The organism is Streptomyces sp. NPDC002867 (assembly GCF_053591895.1).
On the sequence record NZ_JBSFUR010000005.1, the window covers coordinates 275,710 to 295,845 of the forward strand.

The window sequence follows — 20,136 nt, forward strand, 5'->3', positions numbered from 1 at the left end:
GCAAGTCATTGACTCACGCCTCATCACCTCTCACCGTCCTCAAGGAAGTCGCCGATGCGAAGTCCCGAAGCCCGGGATCGGCCGCCGATCCACGCAACGGAACTGGCGGCCCTCGGCCTGCCGCAGCCGCCCGTGGACCCCGGCACCCTCACCGACTGACAGCACCGGCCGCTACCGTTCGAAGGACGACCACCACAGTGAACCCGACACACACGCACCCGACACACACGCACCTGGGCAGACGCTCCCTTCTGGCGGCCGGCGCGGCCGCCGCCCTCGTCCCCGTCGTGAGCGGAGCCGGGGCCGCCCACGCCGCGGGCACCGCCGTCACCGCTGGCGCCGCCGACCCCTACGACACGCTCACCGGCCGCGCCGCCGAGTTCCTGACCGGTGGTCAGGTGGATGCCGCGGACCCCGACTTCGCCGCCGCGATCGCCCGTCTGGACACCATGGCCACGGACCTGTGGACACGGCTGGACCGCTCAGCGGACCGGACCGCGCTGTGGGCGGACCTTTCCCCCGTCACCGCGCCCGGCAACTTCGGCCAGAGCTATACCCGCCTTCGCACCCTCGCCACCGCGTGGGCCACGCCCGGCACCTCGCTCGCCGGTTCGGCCGACGTCTCCGCCGCACTCGTCGCCGCCCTGCGCCTCCTGCACGACCGCGCCTACAACGCGGCGGCGAGGGAAACCGGGAACTGGTGGTTCTGGGAGATCGGCTCACCGCGCGCCCTCATGGACTGCTGCGTACTGCTGCGGTCGGTCCTGCCGGCCGCCGACCTGGCGCTCTATCTGGGGACGGTCGACCGCTTCGTCCCGAACCCGGACCGCCGCACCAACAGCCCCTCCCTCTCGGAGACCGGCGCCAACCGCGCCGACAAGTGTGTCATCGTCGCCCTGCGCGGGCTGCTCGGCAGGGACTCCGCCAAGGTGGCCCTCGCCCGCGACGGCCTCTCCGACACCAGGGACTCCGGCCGCAACAGCCTCTTCACCTATGTGACGTCGGGCGACGGGTTCTACGAGGACGGCTCGTTCGTCCAGCACGGCGCGGTCGCCTACACGGGCACGTACGGGGGAGTCCTGCTCAGCGGCGCCGCCGGCATGATCGCCCTGCTCGCCGGCTCCCCGTGGGCCGTCACGGACCCGAAGGTCTCGGTGATGTACGAGGCGGTGCACCGGACCTTCACCCCCGTGATGTTCGACGGACTGATGATGGACGCCCTGCGCGGGCGCGCGATTTCGCGAGAACGGGCCGCCGACCACAACGACGGCGCGGCCGTCGTCTCCGCCGTCCTGCTGCTGGCGGAGGGAGCGCCCGCCGCGTACGCGAGCAGCTGGCGTGCCACGGTGAAGGGATGGCTCGGGCGCAACCGCACCACCCCCTACACGGCCACCGCCGGTGTCGCGCAGCTCGCCCGCGCCAAAGCCCTGCTCGCCGACGACGGCGTACGCCCCGCCGACCGGACCACCGGGCACCTGGTCTTCGCCGACATGGACCGCGTCGTGCACCGCCGCCCCCGCTGGGCGTACACGCTCTCGCTCTCGTCCCGGCGCATCGCGGGCTACGAGGCGGGCAACGGCGAGAACCTGCACGGCTGGTACACCGGCGACGGCATGACGTACCTGTACAGCGAGGACGACCTCGGCCAGTTCGGCGACGCCTTCTGGCCGACCGTGGACCCGTACCGGCTGCCCGGCATCACGGTGGACACCCGGCCGCGCACCGACGCCGGCACCGGAGCGGGCACGAGCCTGTACCGGCCCACCAACCTGGTCGCGGGCGGAGCCGTGCTGGAGGACCGCTTCGGCGTCTCGGCCATGGAGCTGATCTCGGCGCCGGGAAGCACCCTGCGCGCCAGGAAGGCGTGGGTCTTCCTCGACAACGCGGTGATCGCGCTCGGCTCCGGAATCACCGCGGGCGACGGCCGCACGGCCGAGACCGTCGTCGAGAACCGCAACCTGCACGCGGACGGCGTCAACGGGCTGCTGGTCGACGGAGTCGAGCAGTCCCGCGCGCAGGACTGGCACCGGCGCTTCGACCGGGCGGACTGGGCCCACCTCGACGGCGTCGGCGGCTATGTCTTCCCCGGCGGCACCGCCCTGAACGCCCTGCGGGAGGAGCGCACCGGAACCTGGCGGGATATCAACACCGGTGCCGACACCGGAGGCAGCACCACGCCCGTCACCCGTCGCTACCTGACCCTCTGGCTCGACCACGGGACCTCGCCCGCCGGAGCCGGATACGCGTACGTCCTGCTGCCCGGCGCCTCGCCCGCCGCGACCGCCGCGTGGTCGGCGTCCCGTCCGGTCCGGATCGCGGCCGACTCCGCCGCGGTCCAGGCCGTCGAGGTCCGGCGGGACGGGCTGACGGCGGCGCACTTCTGGGAGGCCGGGTCGGCCGCCGGGATCACCAGCGACGGGCCGGCGTCCGTGCTCGTGCGGCGCAGGGACGAGGGCATCTCGGTCGCGGTCGCCGACCCCGGCCGCTCCGTGGCCCGTGTCACGATCGGACTGCCGTTCCCGGTGACCTCCGTGGTCCGGGCCGACGACACGGTGACGGTCGTTCCGGGGCGCAGCCCCCGCCTCACGGTCGCCGTCGGCGGCTCGCGCGGCCACACCCACCACGCCGACCTGGTCTGACACGCCCGGACACCCAGGAGAGCCCTTTCATGCCCGTCGCCCCGCATGTGCGGCTGCCCCCGACCGACCGCGTCCTGTCCCCGCGCACGGGGTGGACGCGCGCCCACTGGGAGGCGGTCGCCGACCGGCTGCTCGACGGGGTCGCCCCGTACGCCACACCCGGTCTGGCCCAGTACCGGCTGCCCGGCCGGGCCAGCTGGTCGGGTGTGGTGTCGGACGGGCTGGAGGGGTACGCCCGGACCTTCCTCCTCGCCGCGTGCCGGATCGCCGGCGCCGGCGGGGTGGGGGCCGAGTCCCTGATCGAGCGGTACGCGACCGGTCTCGCGTCCGGAACGGACCGCACGAGCGGGGAGTCCTGGCCGGAACTGACGGACTGCTCCCAGCAGATGGTGGAGGCGGCCTCGATCGCGGTCGCCCTGCACGAGACCCGCCCCTGGATCTGGGACCGGCTGGACACCGCGGTCCGGGAGCGGGTCGTCGACTGGTTCTCCGGTTTCGCCGGGGCCCGCACCTGGGACAACAACTGGCGCCTGTTCCAGGTGGTGTCCGAGCAGTTCCTCGCGTCGGTGGGCGCGCCGTACCGCAAGGAGGACATCGAGGGAGGCCTCGACCGGATCGAGGACTGGTACGTCGGCGACGGCTGGTACACGGACGGCGACGGCCGCAACTTCGACTACTACGCGGGCTGGGCGATGCACCTGTACCCGCTGCTGTGGGCCCGGATCGCCGCCGCCACCGACGGGGGACGCGCCGAGGTCTACCGGGAGCGGCTCGCCGCCTTCCTCGCCCCCTACCCGCACTTCTTCGGCGCCGACGGGGCTCCGGTGCACCAGGGGCGCTCCCTGACCTACAGGTTCGCGGCCGTCGCCCCGCTGTGGACGGGCGCCCTGGCCGACTGCACGCCGCTGGCACCGGGCCTGACCCGCCGTCTCGCCTCGGGAGCGGTCCGGCACTTCGCCGAGCGCGGTGTGCCGGACGAGCGGGGACTGCTGCCGCTCGGCTGGTACGACACGTTCCTGCCCGCGACACAGCCGTACTCCGGTCCCGCGTCGCCGTACTGGGCGAGCAAGGGCTTTCTCGGCCTGCTGCTGCCCGCCGACCACCCCGTGTGGACCGCACGCGAACTGCCCCTGCCCGTCGAGGAGTCGGACCAGTACACCGCGCTTCCGGCACCGGGCTGGCTCCTGCACGGCACTCGCCACGACGGCATCGTCCGGCTCGTCAACCACGGCAGCGACCGCAACGGCCCGGACGGGCGGGGCGAGGACGATCCGCACTACGCCAAGTTCGCCTACTCGACCGCCACGGCCCCCGACAGCGCACCCCACGCCTGGACCCGGAACACCGACGGCCACCTCGCTCTCCTCGCTGCACCGGACGGTACGCCGTCACGCCGTCGCCGCATTCACCCGCTGGTGTGCGAGACCCGCCGGGCGTCGTCCTGGCACGAGGCCGACGTCCCCGGGTGCGAGGCGCCGTTCAGGGTCACGACCGCCTCACTGCCGCACGGCCCCTGGGAGTTCCGCGTCCACCACGTCCAGGCCCCGTCCGGTCCGCTCCCGCCGGGCGTGAGCGTACGCGAGGGCGGCTACGCGGTCGCCCACGAGCTGCCCCCGCAGGCCCGCACCGGCCCCGGCTGGGCCCTGACCCGTACGGCGGACGGACTGACCAGCGCCGTGATCGGTCTGCACGGCTGGGAGGAGGGCGACACCGGCGTCTCGCGCCAGGTCGAGGCGAACGCGTACGGCCCCCACTCGGCGACACCCTGCCTGACCACGTCCTTTCACGCTCCGGGCTGCTACGTCTCGCTCATCGCCCTGTCCCGGGACACTGTCCACCCGGAGGCCCTGCGCGCCTCCGCCTCGGTCGAGGCCGCTGACGGCACCGTCGTCATCCGGCTGGTCGACGGCACGGTGCTGCGCTGGGAGGCGGTGGAGTGACGGCCCCTGTGTGGTGACGGCGTCGCGCAGCCCCGGCAGGACCGGGTCCACCCGGCGGCGCCCCGCCACCAGCTTCCCGGACGACACGAACCCCTCCGGCCTGCCGGCGAGTCCGGCCGCCGGCCGCTCCCGCCACACGGCGAGGCGGCCGGCCGCCGCATCCGCCGACAGGTCGTGCACCTCGTGCGGATCCTCCGTCAGATCGAACAGCTGCTCGTGCCCCGTCCAGCGGCATCCACACGTACTTCTCGCGCCCGTCCGTGAGCCACCGGAGGGACTGTCCGAGGAGCACCTGCTCGCCGTGCGGCCACGGGCGCAGCGGCCCGGCCCGGCCGCGGGCAGCGCGCTGCGTCCGTCGATGCCCTCGGGCACGGCGACGCCCGCCGCGTCGAGCAGCGTCGGCATCACGTCGCGCCGGCACGCAGGTCGGGGTCGCCGAGTACGCGTGGCTGAAAAGGGCGCCGCGCCCGGCGACCTCGTCGAGATGGGGCGTACGGACCACGGGGTGCCCGTCGGCGGACAGGCAGTCCCCGCGCCAATGGTCGGCGCAGATGGGCACGGCATTGAGGGTGGGGCGGGCATACGGTCGCCTCCGTCGGCCGCTCTCGCGGGATCGGACCGGTACCGCCATTGATGCCGTTCGCGGCCCACCCCTGTCCAGGCGCTCCCGCACAAGTCCACGGGCCCACGCGCTCCGTCCAAGCGGGCCGCATACCGTGCGGCCCGAGGGCTACCCGTACCCGGAAGGACAGCTGGAGGGAGACGGTGGCGGTGATCTCCAAAGCGGTTACTGTTCCTGCCGACGGTTCGGCGATCGCCGGTGACCTGGCGATTCCTCCGCAGGCCCGGGGCATGGTGCTCTTCGCGCACGGCAGCGGTAGCTCCCGGCACAGCCCGCGCAACAAAGCGGTGGCGGCGGCCCTGCGGAACGCCGGCCTGGGGACCCTGTTGATGGACCTGCTCACCGATGAAGAGGAGCGGGTCGACGCGGTGACCGCCGAGCACCGCTTCGACATCGGTCTGCTGGCCGGGCGTCTGGTCGCCGCGGTCGACTGGCTGGGGACGCACCCCGACGCCGCCGACCTGCCGGTGGGCCTGTTCGGTGCGAGTACGGGTGCGGCGGCGGCCCTCGTCGCGGCGGCGGAGCGCCCCGGCCGCGTGCAGTCGGTGGTCTCCCGCGGCGGCCGCCCCGACCTGGCCGGCGACGCCCTGGGCCGGGTGCAGGCGCCGGTGCTGCTGATCGTCGGCGGTGACGACAGGGAGGTGCTGCGCATGAACCGGGACGCAGCCGGGCAACTGCGCACGCCGCACCGGGTGCATGTGGTGCCGGGCGCCACGCACCTCTTCGAGGAGCCCGGCGCGCTGGAGGAGGTGGCCGAGGTCTCGTGCGACTGGTTCCTCAGGCCCGGCGGCTACGGATCGGAGGACGCGTGGCAGTGACACCGGCGGCGCCGGTGTGACGGCCGGCGCGCCCGGTCCCCGTGCTCACGCGGGACTCAGTCCATCCACTGCGACTCGTAGCGCGCGTACGTCCCGTCGTGCGTCGCCGCGCAAGGGTGCGTGCTCATGGGCCGGCCGTTGTCCGAGGAGTCCCTGCCGGGCCCGCGCCGGCGGAGGCGCCGGTCCGTCAGGAGGTGGTGCGGCGCTGCTCGTCGCTGTCCCGGCGGAGCCGGTCGGTCTGGCGGGTGATGCCGTCGATCCGGGCGGCGAGGTCGCGGTGGCCCTGTCCCAGATGAGGGCGGGTGTCGGCGAGAGGGCCGACCAGATTGGCGGCGTCGTTGTCCGCGAGCGCGCGGGCGAGCAGGGTGACCGGAGTCCGTGCCTTGCCGGGAAGGTCGGTGAGGGCGGTGATCTGCCCCGCGAGCTGACGCAGGTCCGCCGCGTTGTCCCGGGCCCAGGCGGTCACCGAGCGGTTCGCGGCGCGGCGGTCGCGGGTGGCCTTCACACGCTGCTCGCCGGTGGTGCCGTCGGCGCCGGGCCGCAGACGCAGATAGCGCCGCTCCGCCGCCTGGCGGCTCGTGACGCCCAGGGGCTGGGCGAGGTCGGCCCAGCTGGCTCCCGCGTCCCGGGCCGCCTCGATGAGCGACGGCTCCCAGCCTGCGAGCCGGCTGCGCACCTCGCGAAGGAGCAGGAGCGCGGCGAGGGCCTGCTCCGCGCTCGTCGCGTCGGCGTCGCCGCTGTCGCCGTCCGGTGAGTCGTGGGCGGCGCGGACGGCCTGGTCGATGACGCCGAGCGCGGAGGCGGCGGCGAGGAAGGAAGCGGGGGCGGGCCTGTTCGGCCGGTCGGCTTCGGACACGGTGCTCTCCTCCAGGGTGTCACCCTTTCGATGACTTCTTTCTTGTCATCCTTTGGATGACATGCTACAACAGGACATAGATGAAGCGCATTGGCACATTGCCTGGTTCGACTGGAGGTGTTTCACGATGTTGATGCGCACTGACCCCTTCCGTGAGCTGGACCGGCTCACCCAGCAGCTCCTGGGGACGTCCGGCACCTGGTCCAGGCCGTCGGCCATGCCGATGGACGCCTACCGGGAGGGCGACGAATACGTCATCGCCTTCGACCTGCCCGGTGTCTCCTCCGACGCGATCGACATCGACGTCGAGCGGCACATGCTGACGGTCAAGGCGGAGCGGCGGCCGGTCCAGAAGGCGGACGATGTGCAGATGGAGCTCTCGGAGCGTCCACTGGGCGTCTTCTCCCGGCAGGTCATGCTCGCGGATACCCTGGACACCGAGAACATCAGGGCCGACTACGACGCCGGTGTGCTGACGCTGCGCATCCCGATCGCCGAGCGGGCCAAGCCCCGCAAGATCGCGATCGGCGGCGCGGACACGCGCAAGCAGATCGGCGACTGAGGCACCTCGTCGGCAGAGCAGCGGAGGACGGGGCGTCGTGATCTCCCCCTCCCCGGCCCCGCCCTCCGCTCCGCGCCGTGCCGCGCCGGAAAGGGGACAGCGGTCGTGCACATGCGATGGGAAGCGTTCCTGGACGCGGTCCAGGAACGCGGTGAGTACCCCACGAGGTCCGAGGCGGAACGGGCGGCCCGTGTGGTCCTCGCGCTGCTGGGCGCGCACCTGGTGGGCGAGGAGAGGAACGAACTGGCCGCCCGCCTGCCGGAGACGTACGCCCTGATCCTCCTCAATCCCCTGCGTGCCGCCGAACCGCTGGGCCCCGACCGGTTCGTTCGTGCCACGGCGGCGTGGATCGACGGGGCCACCGAGGAGACGGCCACGTGGGACACGAGCGCTGTCCTCAGCGTGGTGGCCGACGCGGCCGGTGACGAACTCATGCGCCGGGTGCTGCTCCAGCTCCCGCCCGGGTACGACCTGCTCTTCGGCCGGCCCCAGACCACCTGAGGGCCCGCCGGAGGCAGGCGCGGCGACGGACCGGACGACGGAGGTCGAACCGCGGACGGCGCGGGCACCACCGCAGCCGTCCGCGCGTCGCGTCCGGGACGCCTCGCGTCAGGCGAGTTCCGTGAAGGACTCCACCGCATGGGTTCTGCCGGTGACGACGAGGATGTCGCCCGGCTCGACGACCGTCTCCGCGGTGGCGTACGTGAAGTCCTGCCCCGCACGCTTGATGCCGACGACCGTGACGCCGTACTGGCTGCGCACCCGCGACCTGCCGAGCGGCATGCCGGTGGCGACGCCGGGAGCGACGGTCTTGACGAGCGCGTAGTCGTCGTCGAACTGGATGAAGTCGAGCATCCGGCCGGTGACCAGGTGGGCCACCCGCTCGCCCATGTCGTGCTCTGGCAGCACCACATGGGGGACGCCGAGGCGTTCCAGGATCTTGCCGTGCTGGCGGCTGACGGCCTTGGCCCAGATGTTGGGCACGCCGGCCTCCAGGAGGTTGGAACTCACCAGGATGCTCGCCTCGATGTCGTTGCCGATGGCGACGACGGCGCTGGTGAACTCGTCCACTCCGAGCTGACGCAGCGCCTCCGGGTCGGTCGAGTCGGCGACCGCGGCATGGGTGAGGGTGTCGCTGTACCTCTGGACGAGGCGGGCGTCGTTGTCGATGCCCAGGACGTCCCAGCCCCGCCGCATGAGTTCGTTGGCCAGCGAGCTGCCGAAGCGGCCGAGGCCGATGACGGCGACCCGTTGATCGCCCGCCTGGCCTTGCTGGTCGGCCGCGCGCCTGCGGCGGCGCTTCCTCAGGGAGTGCAGGTGGTCAGCCAATGACGGGTCGCTCCTCCGGCAGTTGGTACCGACGTGTCCGCTCGCGCAGCGCGAGCGCCGAGACAAGGGTGATGGGGCCGATCCTGCCCACGAACATCAGCCCGATCAGGATCAGTTGGCCCACGGCGGGCAGGTCCGGGGTGATACCCGTGGAGAGCCCGGCCGTGGAGAAGGCGGCGACGACCTCGAAGAGCGCCGCGTCGAGGGACGCCCGGCTGACCGAGAGCAGCGCGAGCGTCGCCGCCATGACCAGCCCCACCCCGAGCAGGGCCACCGTCAGGGCCTGGCGCAGCACATGGGGCCCGAGACGGCGCCCCAGGATCACCGAGTGCGGCTCACCGCGCACCTCGGCGAGCATCGCGGCGGCCAGGACCGCGAACGTGGTCACCTTGATGCCGCCCGCGGTGCCCGCGCTGCCGCCGCCGATGAACATCAGCACACACGTCGTCAGCAGCGTCGAGGAGTGCAGGCCGCCCATGTCGAGGGAGTTGAACCCGGCGGTCCGGCTCATCGCCGAGTGGAAGAAGGCGTTCAGGAGCTTGCCCGCGGTGTCGTGCGGGCCCAGCGTCCGGCTGTTGGTCCATTCCAGCAGGCAGGTCAGCACCGTCCCGGCGATCAGCAGGAGGACCGTGGTGATGACGGTGAGCTTGGTGTGCAGGGTCCAGTTCCGGCGGCCGGTCGTCCGCGCCCGGTTCCGGTGCCGCAGCATCTCCAGCAGGACGGGGAACCCGATGCCGCCGAGGATCACGGCGACCGCGATGGGCAGCGTCACCCAGGGGTCCTGCGCGTAGCGGGTCAGGCTGTCGGCGTGCAGCCCGAACCCGGCGTTGTTGAAGGCCGACACCGCGTGGAAGTAGCCGAGGTACGCCGCCTCGCCGAAACCCGAGCCGTATTTGTAGCGGAAGCGCAGCGTGAGTACCACGCTCACCGCGAGCTCGACGGCGAGGGTGGTGCCCGCGACGCCGACGAGGACGCGGCGCACGTCCCCGATGCCCAGGCTCTTCGTCTCGGCCTGCGCCGTCAGCTGCATGCGCAGCCTCAGCCGCCCCGAGACCAGCAGGGCGAGGAGAGAGGCCATGGTCATGATGCCGAAGCCGCCGACCTGGAACAGCCCGAGGATCACCCCCTCGCCGAACCCGCTCCAGTACGTCCCCGTGTCGACCACGGCGAGTCCGGTCACGCAGACGGCGGAGGTCGACATGAACAGGGCGGTCAGCACGCTGGTCGCGCGACCGTCCTCGGCGGCGGCGGGCAGCATCAGCAGCAGCGTGCCCAGCACCACGACGACGGCGAACCCCAGCACCACCACGCGGGCCGGGTGGACCACGAACAGGGAGCGCATCAGGTGTGGCGCGCGTACCGACATCTCCCGGCCCTTCCGCCGCACATGTCACCGGACGGCCCTCACGCCGGTGGCACGACGCCGGGGCACCGGCTGCTCACCCTAGCGCCGGGTGCCTGTCCGGAACGTCCGTGTATGCGGGGTGTCACGCGCTGTCGCCCCGTGCGGCCCCCCGCCGGGGACCGCACGGGCCCACACGGCCGTCTCAGCCCAGCGAGTCCAGGGCGGCGACGATGTCGGACGGCTCGGCGCGTGTGGTGTAGTCCGTGCTGACGAAGGCCCAACGGACGACGCCGGCGCGGTCGATCACGTACGTCGCCGGGAGCGGCAGCGTGCGCGGGTGCCCGCCGTACACGCGCTGCAGTTCGAACCCGAACGAGTCGTAGAGAGCGCCGAGTTCGTCTGACAGGTCGAACGCGAGACCGTACTCCTTCGCCGTGCCGGACCCGACATCGCTGACCACGTCGAAGGTGAGCGCGTGCTTCTCGCTCAGCGAGAGCGACTCGTCCGGAACCTGTGGCGACACGGCCACCAGCCGGGCTCCGCGCGCGGCGATGTCGTCGTTGTGCCGCTGCAGGGCCCGCAGGGCGATGTTGCAGTACGGGCACCAGGCGCCGCGGTAGAAGGTGAGGACGACCGGGCCCTGTGCGACCAGGTCGTCCAGGGCCACGGTCCCGCCCGCCGCCGCGGGCAGGTCGAAGCGGGGCGCCCGTGCTCTCCTCGACCGGCAGCACCAGCTGCTCCGGGACGCTCTGGAGGCGGCGCTCACCAGGGCGGAGGCGCGCGGCCGACTCTCTCCCCACACGGACACCGCCGCCGCGGCCGACGCTCTCGCCCTGCTCGCCTACGGGGTGAACGTGCGCTCCCGGGCAGGCGCCGACCCGGCCGCCCTGAAGCGCACCGTGTCCGCCGCGCTCGGCGCGCTGGCCCGGCAGCGGGACCACTGACCGGCGCCTCGGCGCGATGACCGGGCAGCCGCAATGCGCCGGGCCGCTGCTGCGGCCCCTTACCGCGCGGGCACGGAGACAGCCGGTGCGTGACCGATCGGTGGCGGGGTCTCGCTGTTCCGGGCTGCCGGCGGCGCCATGAGAACCGCGGTGAGGATCAGGCCCAGCAGGGCCACCACAGCGACGACGACCGCCACCACCCACCGCCAGTCGTGCCGGTGGGACCTCTCGCGCGGCTCGCTCCGCACCTCGGCGAACTGCCCGTTCAGCGCGTCCATGCGGGAGGCGAGCTCGGGGTCGTCCCGGACGAGGAAGCGTTCGATCTCCGCGAGGGCGCGGCGGTCGTCCATCGGAGGATTCATTTCCGACCACCTGGTTCTTCGGAGCGGTAGCGGGAAGACCGGCAGGGGGTCGTCGGCTCGATGTGCGGGCCGCGACCGCGGATGGTGCTCCAGTTCCCGAGATTACCCGCGCCGCGGCCCGCCTGCCTGCGGCCGGGTCCAGCTGAGCCGAGGCAGCGGCTGGGAGAGGCGCCTATGCTCCGGCCATGCGGCAGAGCGAGGTACTCAGGCATGTGATCGGCATCCTCACCCAGGCCTCCGAGTGGCAGCGCCTCCTGGAGGAGGACGTGGAACGTGACGACATCAACGACGAGGCGGATGCCGTCACCGCCCTCCTGAACGAGACGCTGCCGAGCGTCCAGGTGCCCGCCGACGCGAGCGTCGAGGAGATCGCCGCCATCGTCGGCCGGGAGCTCGGGGAGGCGGTCCAGCAGCTCGCCGGAGCGTTCACCGTCGCCTTCGTGACGCTGGCCGAGGTGCACGACTCGGGCCGGCAGGAGATCAGCTCTGCCGACGTTCTGCGGGAGCTCGCGCTGCGCGCGGAGGGGTTCGACGACATGGACGAGGAGTGAGCGGCCGTCCCGCCCAGCCGACCGCGGGGCCCGGCCGCGGCGACGTCCTGCGGACACGGGCGTCGACCGCCAGGCCTGTCGCTCAGCCGACCGCGGGGCCGGGCCACGGCGACGTCCTGCGGACACGCTCCGTCGGGCGTCGTCCACCATGCGCCCTTGCCGGAAATCCTCGGCCCGGCTCCATCGGTTCGGCGGACGCTTCTGTCGCGTCCGTGCCGACCGGCTCCCCGACGACGGACCGTCGCCGGGCACGGTGACGGTCCGTGCACGGCGCTCGACCGGCATCAGGGGGGCGGACCGGCATCCCGGGCGGCGGACCGTCGACGCGTCCGTATCGGCACCCGCGCCATGGGCATCAGGCGCGATTTTGAGGGCAAAGGGATTACACCGGACACGCCGCGGCGAGGGCGGCGTGGCCCCGTGCCGCTCCGGGCGGCGGGTCGAGTGCCGCCTGCCAGAAGGGCAGTGATCGTGCGCAGTGTCGGAGTGGAGGAGGAACTCCTTCTCGTGGACGCCGCCTCCGGTGAACCACGGGCGCTTTCGCAAGCCGTGCTGGCGGCCGGCGCCTGCTCGGCGGCCGGCGAGGAGGACGCCTTCGAGGCGGAGCTGCAGTGCCAGCAGCTCGAATTCGCCACCAGACCCCAGACGGACATGGGCGCTCTGGCGCACGAGATCACCCGGTGGCGCGCCGAGGCCATGCGCCGGGCGGAGAAGCTGGGGGCGGGCGTGGCCGCCCTGGCGACCTCACCGCTCCCCGTCGATCCCGTCATCGCGGCGGGGGAGCGGTACCGGTGGATGCGGGAGCAGTACGGGCTGACCGCCCAGGAACAGCTCACCTGCGGCTGCCACGTGCACGTGTCGGTGGCCTCCGACGAGGAAGGCGTCGCCGTCCTGGACCGGATCCGGCCATGGCTGTCCGTCCTGCTCGCGCTGAGCGCCAACTCCCCGTTCTGGCAGGGGCGGGACAGCGGGTACAGCAGTTACCGCAGCCGCGTGTGGGGACGGTGGCCGTCGGCCGGGCCCGTGGAGATCTTCGGATCCGCCGACCGGTACCACGAGCAGGTGGGGTCCATGGTCGGCACCGGGGTGCTGCGCGACCTGGGGATGATCTATTTCGACGCGCGGCTCTCGCGCAACTACCCCACCGTCGAGGTCCGCGTCGCGGACGTGTGCCTCGACCCCGCCGCGACGGTGCTGGTGGCCACGCTCGTACGTGGCCTGGTGGAGACCGCCGCACGCGAGTGGCAGGCCGGTGTGCCGCCCTCCCGCCACAGCGTGGGTCTGCTCCGGCTTGCCGCGTGGCGCGCCGGCCGCTCCGGCCTGGAGGAGCAGCTGGTCCACCCGGCCACCATGCGCCCGGCGCCCGCCGAAACGGTGGTCCACGCGCTGTTCGACCATGTGCGGGACGCCCTGGAGGACACCGGCGACCTGCTGCACGCGCAGGACAGCCTGGCGGCCGTGCTCAAGAACGGCACCGGAGCACAGGCCCAGCGGGAGATGCTGGCCCGCACCGGGAGCCTGCGGAAGACGGTCGCCGCATGCGTACGCCGGACCTGCGCGTGACGCGCCGTGCGGTCAGCGCAGGGCGCGTGCCGCCGGTGCGCTTCCGTTCGGCATCGGCACGAACGGCTGCATGAAGTCCGGGCCGCCGCGCACGAGGCCGTAGCTCGACTCGGGAACCTTGTTCCAGGCGCCGGGCAGACCGCTGAGCGGCTCGGACACCACGAGACGCGTCTCGTCGGACAGCCCCTCCAGGAACTCCAGATCCGGGTGCAGCGCCCGCAGCGTCCCCACCTCGGCGCTGTAGTACAGGGAACGCGAGCGGCGCTCGCTGGAGTAGCGGAAGGCCCACAGGTTCTCCCCGTCGGTGACGGCCACCGTCATCTGGAGCGGGAAGTCCACGCCGTGCCGGTGGCCGAGGCTCTCCACATGCCCCGCCATCCGCGCGACGGCGGTCGGCGGATCCTGGTCCAGGCCGAAGGTGAGCGCCAGGAAGAACATGACCTCGGAGTCGGTCGACCCTTCGATGTCGGCGAACAACGACGGGTCGATGAGCAGGCACAGGTCCCGGCGCAGCCGGTGGAAGTCGGTGATCGCGCCGTTGTGCATCCACAGCCAGCGCCCGTGCCGGAAGGGGTGGCAGTTCGTCTGCTGGATGGCCGAACCGGTGGACGCCCGGATGTGCGCGAAGAACAGGTGCGAGCGGACGTGGGCGGAGATCTCGCGCAGATTGCGGTTGTTCCACGCGGGGCCGGTGTCGCGGACCACGGCCGGGGTGTCGATGCCCGGGGTGTACCAGCCGATGCCGAAGCCGTCGCCGTTCGTCGTCTCGACGCCCATCTTGGAGTGCAGGCTCTGGTCGATCAGGGAGTGGGCGGGGCGGTACAGAAGGGAGTCGAGGAGCACCGGGGTTCCCGAGTAGGCAAGCCATCGGCACATCTGGGCCCTTCCCCTCTCCGTCCCCCGGAACGCGGGACTCGCGTCGCTTCGGGCGTCCTGGCGCGACCGGAGCCCGTGGGCAGGCAGCTCCATCATCACGCGTCGCACTGGGTGATCGCCATGCGGGACCGCGGCGCGACGCACCGTGCTCAGGACGGCCGGACCGTGAGCGAGCCGTCCGGCTCGGCCCGCATACGGGTGCCGAGGCCGTCGCCGATCCGGCTCAGGACCTCGTGCACAGCGCGGCAGTCGGAGTCCGAGGCGTGTGTCAGCCGCATGCGCCGCGCCTGCAGTGGCGTGATGCGCAGCTCGTGGAAGCGGCCGGTGCCGGACTCGACGGAGGCGACGAGGAGCAGCCGCAGGTCGTCCCGGTACCGCTCGTAGCCGGTGATGCCCTCGTAGTCGTTGATCAGATCGCCGCAGCCGTAGAGGACCAGCCTGCCGCGGTAGACCTCGACGGGCCGGGGATGGTGCGAGGAGTGCCCGTGCACGACGTCCGCGCCGCCGTCGACGAGCGCGTGGGCGAAGCGGACCTGCTCGCGGGGCACGCGATGGCCCCAGTTGGAGCCCATGTGGACGGAGACGACCGTCACGTCGCCCGGCCGTTTCGCCCGGCGCAGCAGGGCCGTCACGTCCGCCGCGACGGCAGGCGAAGGACCGGCCGCGAAGTGGACCCCGCTGCGCCGCGCGGTGGCGGCCCAGCTCGGCGGGACACCGCTGCACTCCAGGCCGAGGGAGACGACGACCACCCGACCGCCGCCCGGCACGGGGACGGACGCGTACCGCCGGGCGGCGTCGAGGTCCCGGCCGGCGCCGGCCGTGCGCAGGCCCGCGGCCGCCAGGCTCGCGAGCGTCTCCTCCAGCCCGAGGCGGCCGTAGTCCAGGACGTGGTTGTTGGCGAGGGCGCACACATCGGGACGGGCGGCCGACAGGCAGGGCAGATTGGCCGGATGCATCCGGTAGAGGACCTCCTTGCCGGACTCGGCGTCGCCGCTGCGGGTGACGGAGGTCTCGAGATTCACCAGCCGCACGTCGGGCGCGGCGGCGTCGAGCAGCGGCAGCGCCTCGCCCCAGGGCCAGGAGAACGGGACCGGGCGGGGAATCGCACCGTTCACCGCCTCGGCCAGCTCGACGTAGCCGCGGGCGTCCCGCACGTACGGCTCGGACAGCGCCGGATCACCGGGGTGCGGAAGGATCTGGTCGACGCCGCGGCCGAGCATGACGTCGCCGCTGAGGAACAGGGTGACGAGGTCACCGTCCATGACCTCCACGGTAGTCCGCTCGCCACGACGTCATCCGGGGCCGGGCGGCCCTCCGGCGGCGGGGAGCCTCGACCGGGACGAGAATGGCAAGGGGGTCGGCCGCTGCCAGGGATAGAGGAGGCCGATCGTGTTCTTCGTGGATCGCCTCGACGCGGGACGCCGACTGGCCGCCCGGATGCGGGGCTTCGAGCAGGACAAGCCGGTGGTACTGGGGCTGCCCAGGGGAGGGATACCGGTCGCGGCGGAGGTCGCCCGGACACTGGACGCGCCGCTGGACGTGTGCCTCGTGCGCAAGCTGGGAGTGCCCTACCAGCCCGAGCTCGGCATGGGCGCGCTCGGTGAGGGCGGCGTCCGCGTCGTCAACGACGACATCGTGCGGGGCGCCCGCGTCACCCCGGAGGAACTGGAGCAGGTCGAGGCGCGCGAGCGGGCGGTGCTCGAGGAACGCGCCCGGCGCTACCGCGGGCACCGGCCGCCGCTGCCGGTCGAGGGCCGCACGGTCGTGCTGGTCGACGACGGAGTCGCCACGGGATCCACCGCCCGGGCCGCCTGCCGGATCGCCCGCGCCAGGGGAGCCGCCCGGATCGTGCTGGCGGTCCCGGTGGCACCCGAGGACTGGACGATGCGGCTCGGCGACGAGGCGGACGACCTGATCTGCCTGGGCACACCGCGCGAGTTCTTCGCGATCGGCCAGTTCTACGCCGACTTCGCGCAGACCGACGACAGCGAGGTCGTGCGCTGCCTGGAGGAGGCCGCCGCGCGCATGGCCGGCTAGGCGCGGCCGGCCCGCGCACCTGCGGCCCGCGTTCCCCGACGCCTCAGTCCTGGCCCGGGGCTCCCAACCGCTCCAGGGCGTACAGCAGTTCGCGTTCGCGCGCGGCGCTCAGACCGGCGCGCCTGGTCCGGTCCAGGCCCTGCGCCCGCTCCCAGACGAGGGTGTCGGTGATCAGGTCCTCGCGGTTGCGATGCCGCAGCCCCGCGGCGCGCGCGGCGGAGCCGCTGCGCGCCGAGAAGCCCTCCCAGCCCGGTTCGTCCAGCCACATCGCCAGCGATTCGGGACCCATGAACTGCCCCACTTCCCGCTCTCGCAGCCACGCCGGCGCGGCCGCGACCACGGGCCCGGTGTGACCGCCGACGGCACGGGACAGCTCCAGCCACCGCGCGAACGGCACCACCGGACCCACCGCGTCGTACGTCCCCGTCGTCCGCGCCTCCGCGGCGTCCAGCAGCCACGAGGCCAGGTCCCTGACGTCGATCACCTGGGTCGGCGACGCCGGGTCGTCGGGAACGAGCATGGCCCCGAACGGGTCGCGTGCGGCGCGGGCCACCCAGTAGCCGGAGCGGCCGCTGGGATCACCGGGCCCGCCGATCAGGCCGGCGCGCGCGATCAGCAGCCGGTCTCCCACGGCGGCCAGGGAAGCCTGCTCGCAGGCGACCTTCGCCTGCCCGTACTGCTCACGGCCGGCCCGGCCCCCTTCCGCCGCCTCCAGCAGCTCCGTGGACTCGTCGGCGTCGCGCACGGCATGGGACGCGTAGGCGCTGACGGACGAGACGTACGTCCAGTGACCCGCCCGGTCCGCCAGCGCCGACAGCGCCTCGCGTACGAACCCCGGCTGCCACGACACCTCGACGACCGCGTCCCACCTACGGTCGCGCAGCGATGCGTACGCGACGGGGTCCTCCCGGTCGGCCGTCACCAGCTCCGCCCCCTCGGCCACGGAGCCGCTCTCCCCGCGGGCCAGGCACGTCACCCGGTGGCCCCGCGTCACGGCCTGCCGCGAGACCTCCCGCCCCAGCCACGCCGTACCGCCCAGAATCAAGATCTCCATTCCGCCACCCAAGCACGGGCGGCGGCAGCGGGTCCCGGAAATCCGCTGTCGGCAGAGGGCGGCTGCCGGGCCGCCCGGACGGTCACGTACGGCCGTCGGTGATCGTCGACGCGAGGGCCGCGATGGGCGGCCAGGACCACTGGCCTGCGCGCGCGAGCAGGAAACTGCGGCGCAGGCCGGCGACCGGGTCCAGCGGCCGGAAGGCCACGTCCGTACGGTGCCGCTCGATGCCCGAGCTCGCGAGGAGCGCCACACCGAGACCGGCCCCCACAAGACTGTTGACCAGGCTCAGACTGTCCACCCGGTGCGCGATGCGGGGGACGAAGCCGGCGATCGCGCAGACGCGCTGGACCAGCTCGTCGTCGTCCGTGCCGCGCGAGTTGGCGATCCAGCCGGTGTCCGCGAACTCCGCCAGGTCCGACACGGCGACCGGCCGGCCCGCGTCGGGGTGGCCGACCGGGACGGCGAGGTACAGCGGCTGCTCCTCGAACTGCCGGGCGCTCAGCTCCGGCGGCACCGTCCGCGGCACCAGGCTGTAGTCGTACACCACGCCCAGGTCGGCGCCGCCCGAGCGCAGCAGCCGCGCCGTGTGTTCCGGCTCGTGCTCGTGCACCTCCACCGCGACCCTCGGATACCGCTCCCGCAGACGGGCCAGCGCGGGCAGGACCACCGGTTCGACCGCCGTGAAGAAGCTCGCCAGGCGCACCCGGCCCACCGGATCCGCCGTGCCGCGCAGTTCGGACTGCGCCGCCTCCACCGCCGCGAGAATGCCCACCGCGTGCTCGACCAGGCGCTCACCGGCGGGCGTGAGCTGGACGCGGCGGCCGTCCGGCGTGAGCAGCCGCACGCCGACCTCCTGCTCCAGCACCGCCAGGTGCTTGGAGACGGCCGAGGTCCCGTAGCCGGTACTGGCGGCGACGGCGGCCATGGTGCCGAGGCGGTGCAGTTCGACCAGCAGCTTCAGCCGGCCCAGGTCGGGGAGTCGTTCCATGTCGTCCGTGGCCATCCGCCGATTGTCCATGAAAGGTGGCCGGTCGGTCCACTTTCGGCCAGTGGACAGAAACGGATGGTTGCCGCTGCAATGGGCCGGTGACCGCCACCTCCGACACGTCCTCCGCAGCCCTGCCGACCGCCTCCTCCCCGACGGTCACGGCCCCGGCCCCCGGCCGCCGCATGATGCCCGGGCCGGTCCTCGTCCTCGTCGCCATGCTCCTGCTCCACACCGGCAGTGCGCTGGCGACCGAGCTGTTCCACTCCCTCGGCCCGGCGGGCACCACGTGGCTGCGCCTGACCTTCGCGGCCGTGCTCCTGCTCCTGGTCACCGGCGGGTCCCTGTGGCGGACACTGCGCACGATCCCGCGGCGCGATCTGCTGGCCACCGGGTTCCTCGGCGTCGTGAGCGCCGGAATGATGCTGCTGTTCTCCGAAGCCGCCGCCCGCCTGCCGCTCGGCACCGCCACGGCGCTGGAGTTCCTCGGCCCGCTGACCGTGGCCGTGTTCGCGTCCCACCGGGTCAGGGAGCTGGCGTGGCTGGGGCTCGCGGCGGGCGGCGTCGTCCTGCTCACCTCGCCCTGGACGGGCTCCACCAGCCTGATCGGCGTCCTGTTCGGCCTGGGGTCGGCCGCCTGCTGGGCGCTGTACGTCGTCGGCACCGCGCACGTCGGCAGCCGCCTGTCCGCACCCCACGCGCTGGCCGTCTCCCTCGCCGTCGCCGCCGTCGCCGCCGCACCCTTCGGAGCGCCGGGCGCCCTCGGCGCGCTGACCTGGCAGACGGCCGCCGCCGCGGCCGGCATCGCCGTCCTGATGCCCCTCCTGCCCTTCCTGCTGGAGATGAAGGCACTGCAGCGCATCGGCAAGACCACGTACGGCACGCTGGCCGGTCTGGAACCGGCCGTCAGCCTGCTGGCCGCCATGGTCCTGATCTCCCAGACCCCCGCCGTGCTGCAGATCGCCGGCACGGTCCTCGTGGTCGCCGCGGGCATCGGCGCCACGCGGGCCGAGTCACGACGGTGAGCCGCCCGCCCGCCCGGCCCCGAGGGCGTCCGCCGTGGTGTCGCCGGCGTAGCCGTCGAGGCCGGCCGTGTCGAGGAGACCTCGCGTCCACGGGTGCAGCGGCTGGGGGTCCGGGAGCGCGCCCCGTGCCGGAGACCGGGCTGCCGGACGCCGGGCCCGCCGAGAAGAACAAGTCCACGGCTTCGTTCGGTGCGGACGTCGACATCCCGTCGGTCCTGGACGACTTGTGCAGTGCCGGGCCGACGCCTGTGCCTTGAGAAGGACTTGGCGGCGGCGGTCGGTCGCCGGTGTGATCGAACCGCTGCGCGATCTGGAGATCACCGTGTCGCTGTGGCGAGACGTCGATCCGCGAGCTGCCGGACGGGCGGCGCGAGGCCGTCGGCCGGATCCGTGACGACGTGTACTGCGTGAAGTCGCTCGCGCGGGCGTGGGACGAGGGCGCCTCGACGATCCAGCTGGCGGCGCTCGCGCCGGACGGCTCCCGCAGCGCGCCGGCGACCGCGAACGTCCGCCGGACCTGAGCTCCCGCCCCGGACGCGGGGTCGCGGGGGCTTGACTTCTACACGTGATGTCGTTGGTAGAAGGGGCGTACACGCTCCAGCATCCAGTCGCCCACCGGGTCCTG

At 73.3% G+C, this 20,136-nt stretch carries 20 protein-coding genes and 1 pseudogene; 11 read left to right on the forward strand and 10 right to left on the reverse strand.

The genetic code is table 11. From position 1 onward, the window contains the following. Positions 1–197 precede the first annotated feature (197 nt). Both ACWD0A_RS07420 and ACWD0A_RS07425 read left to right on the forward strand, forming a co-directional pair. Positions 198–2,639 (forward strand): polysaccharide lyase 8 family protein, encoded by a 2,442-nt coding sequence (locus ACWD0A_RS07420; RefSeq protein ID WP_451295499.1) that lies wholly within the window; start codon positions 198–200, stop codon positions 2,637–2,639. Between the two features lie 29 nt (positions 2,640–2,668). After that, entirely contained in the window at positions 2,669–4,579 is a 1,911-nt protein-coding gene (locus ACWD0A_RS07425; RefSeq protein WP_451295501.1) for a DUF2264 domain-containing protein, read from the forward strand. On the opposite strand, the gene ACWD0A_RS07430 is transcribed toward ACWD0A_RS07425, so the two are convergent. Continuing rightward, entirely contained in the window at positions 4,530–5,210 is a 681-nt protein-coding gene (locus ACWD0A_RS07430; RefSeq protein WP_451295503.1) for a sulfatase-like hydrolase/transferase, read from the reverse strand. The two genes, ACWD0A_RS07425 and ACWD0A_RS07430, sit on opposite strands and share 50 nt — an antisense overlap. Positions 5,211–5,350: 140 nt before the next feature. Here ACWD0A_RS07430 and ACWD0A_RS07435 point away from each other — a divergent pair, with 140 nt between their 5' ends. Beyond that, a complete protein-coding gene (locus ACWD0A_RS07435; RefSeq protein WP_451295505.1) occupies positions 5,351–6,019 on the forward strand; it encodes a dienelactone hydrolase family protein in 669 nt (222 codons plus the stop codon). Positions 6,020–6,206: 187 nt separating this feature from the next. Here ACWD0A_RS07435 and ACWD0A_RS07440 read toward each other — a convergent pair whose 3' ends face one another. Then, a complete protein-coding gene (locus ACWD0A_RS07440; RefSeq protein ID WP_451295507.1) occupies positions 6,207–6,875 on the reverse strand; it encodes a type III effector protein in 669 nt (222 codons plus the stop codon). A 127-nt stretch (positions 6,876–7,002) separates the two neighbouring features. On the opposite strand from ACWD0A_RS07440, the gene ACWD0A_RS07445 reads away from it, so the two are divergent. Together ACWD0A_RS07445 and ACWD0A_RS07450 are read left to right on the forward strand one after the other, a co-directional pair. After that, entirely contained in the window at positions 7,003–7,437 is a 435-nt protein-coding gene (locus ACWD0A_RS07445) for an Hsp20/alpha crystallin family protein (RefSeq protein WP_307711801.1), read from the forward strand. Between the two features lie 111 nt (positions 7,438–7,548). Continuing rightward, positions 7,549–7,938 (forward strand): DUF2267 domain-containing protein, encoded by a 390-nt coding sequence (locus tag ACWD0A_RS07450; protein WP_451295563.1) that lies wholly within the window; start codon positions 7,549–7,551, stop codon positions 7,936–7,938. Positions 7,939–8,046: 108 nt separating this feature from the next. Here the strand turns inward: ACWD0A_RS07450 and ACWD0A_RS07455 are convergent, their stop codons facing one another. The 3 genes and pseudogenes from ACWD0A_RS07455 to ACWD0A_RS07465 form a co-directional block, all read right to left on the reverse strand. Continuing rightward, entirely contained in the window at positions 8,047–8,766 is a 720-nt protein-coding gene (locus ACWD0A_RS07455) for a potassium channel family protein (RefSeq protein WP_451295510.1), read from the reverse strand. Continuing rightward, complete coding sequence (locus ACWD0A_RS07460) at positions 8,759–10,132, reverse strand: TrkH family potassium uptake protein (RefSeq protein WP_451295512.1); 1,374 nt, start codon at positions 10,130–10,132, stop codon at positions 8,759–8,761. Before ACWD0A_RS07460 ends, ACWD0A_RS07455 begins: the two co-directional genes overlap by 8 nt. 181 nt (positions 10,133–10,313) lie before the next feature. Continuing rightward, positions 10,314–10,823: pseudogene (locus tag ACWD0A_RS07465) on the reverse strand (peroxiredoxin-like family protein); the annotation flags it as partial. Here ACWD0A_RS07465 and ACWD0A_RS07470 point away from each other — a divergent pair. Beyond that, complete coding sequence (locus ACWD0A_RS07470; protein ID WP_451295514.1) at positions 10,735–11,055, forward strand: TetR family transcriptional regulator C-terminal domain-containing protein; 321 nt, start codon at positions 10,735–10,737, stop codon at positions 11,053–11,055. The pseudogene ACWD0A_RS07465 and the gene ACWD0A_RS07470 overlap by 89 nt on opposite strands. 59 nt (positions 11,056–11,114) lie before the next feature. Here the strand turns inward: ACWD0A_RS07470 and ACWD0A_RS07475 are convergent, their stop codons facing one another. Continuing rightward, entirely contained in the window at positions 11,115–11,417 is a 303-nt protein-coding gene (locus tag ACWD0A_RS07475; protein ID WP_451295516.1) for a DUF3040 domain-containing protein, read from the reverse strand. Positions 11,418–11,602: 185 nt separating this feature from the next. On the opposite strand from ACWD0A_RS07475, the gene ACWD0A_RS07480 reads away from it, so the two are divergent. Both ACWD0A_RS07480 and ACWD0A_RS07485 read left to right on the forward strand, forming a co-directional pair. Further along, the gene (locus tag ACWD0A_RS07480) at positions 11,603–11,968 is read left to right on the forward strand and encodes a hypothetical protein (protein ID WP_451295518.1); all 366 of its coding nucleotides are present in this window, start codon (positions 11,603–11,605) and stop codon (positions 11,966–11,968) included. 471 nt (positions 11,969–12,439) lie between these two features. Beyond that, on the forward strand, positions 12,440–13,531 hold the full coding sequence (locus ACWD0A_RS07485; protein ID WP_451295520.1) for a glutamate--cysteine ligase 2: 1,092 nt from the start codon (positions 12,440–12,442) through the stop codon (positions 13,529–13,531). Positions 13,532–13,543: 12 nt separating this feature from the next. On the opposite strand, the gene ACWD0A_RS07490 is transcribed toward ACWD0A_RS07485, so the two are convergent. Both ACWD0A_RS07490 and ACWD0A_RS07495 read right to left on the reverse strand, forming a co-directional pair. Further along, positions 13,544–14,407: a class II glutamine amidotransferase gene (locus tag ACWD0A_RS07490; protein WP_451295522.1), complete on the reverse strand. Its 864-nt coding sequence runs from the start codon at positions 14,405–14,407 to the stop codon at positions 13,544–13,546. Positions 14,408–14,556: 149 nt separating this feature from the next. After that, positions 14,557–15,669 (reverse strand): CapA family protein, encoded by a 1,113-nt coding sequence (locus tag ACWD0A_RS07495; protein WP_451295524.1) that lies wholly within the window; start codon positions 15,667–15,669, stop codon positions 14,557–14,559. Positions 15,670–15,796: 127 nt separating this feature from the next. Between ACWD0A_RS07495 and ACWD0A_RS07500 the strand changes: the two genes are divergently transcribed. Then, entirely contained in the window at positions 15,797–16,444 is a 648-nt protein-coding gene (locus ACWD0A_RS07500; protein WP_177151552.1) for a phosphoribosyltransferase family protein, read from the forward strand. Positions 16,445–16,487: 43 nt separating this feature from the next. Here the strand turns inward: ACWD0A_RS07500 and ACWD0A_RS07505 are convergent, their stop codons facing one another. Together ACWD0A_RS07505 and ACWD0A_RS07510 are read right to left on the reverse strand one after the other, a co-directional pair. After that, complete coding sequence (locus ACWD0A_RS07505) at positions 16,488–17,498, reverse strand: NAD-dependent epimerase/dehydratase family protein (protein ID WP_451295527.1); 1,011 nt, start codon at positions 17,496–17,498, stop codon at positions 16,488–16,490. Between the two features lie 82 nt (positions 17,499–17,580). Next, positions 17,581–18,504: a LysR family transcriptional regulator gene (locus ACWD0A_RS07510; protein ID WP_451295529.1), complete on the reverse strand. Its 924-nt coding sequence runs from the start codon at positions 18,502–18,504 to the stop codon at positions 17,581–17,583. An 83-nt stretch (positions 18,505–18,587) separates the two neighbouring features. On the opposite strand from ACWD0A_RS07510, the gene ACWD0A_RS07515 reads away from it, so the two are divergent. Next, positions 18,588–19,511, forward strand: a complete 924-nt coding sequence (locus tag ACWD0A_RS07515) for an EamA family transporter (protein WP_451295531.1) — start codon at positions 18,588–18,590, stop codon at positions 19,509–19,511. Between the two features lie 125 nt (positions 19,512–19,636). Then, complete coding sequence (locus ACWD0A_RS07520) at positions 19,637–19,768, forward strand: hypothetical protein (RefSeq protein ID WP_451295533.1); 132 nt, start codon at positions 19,637–19,639, stop codon at positions 19,766–19,768. Positions 19,769–20,136 lie beyond the last annotated feature (368 nt).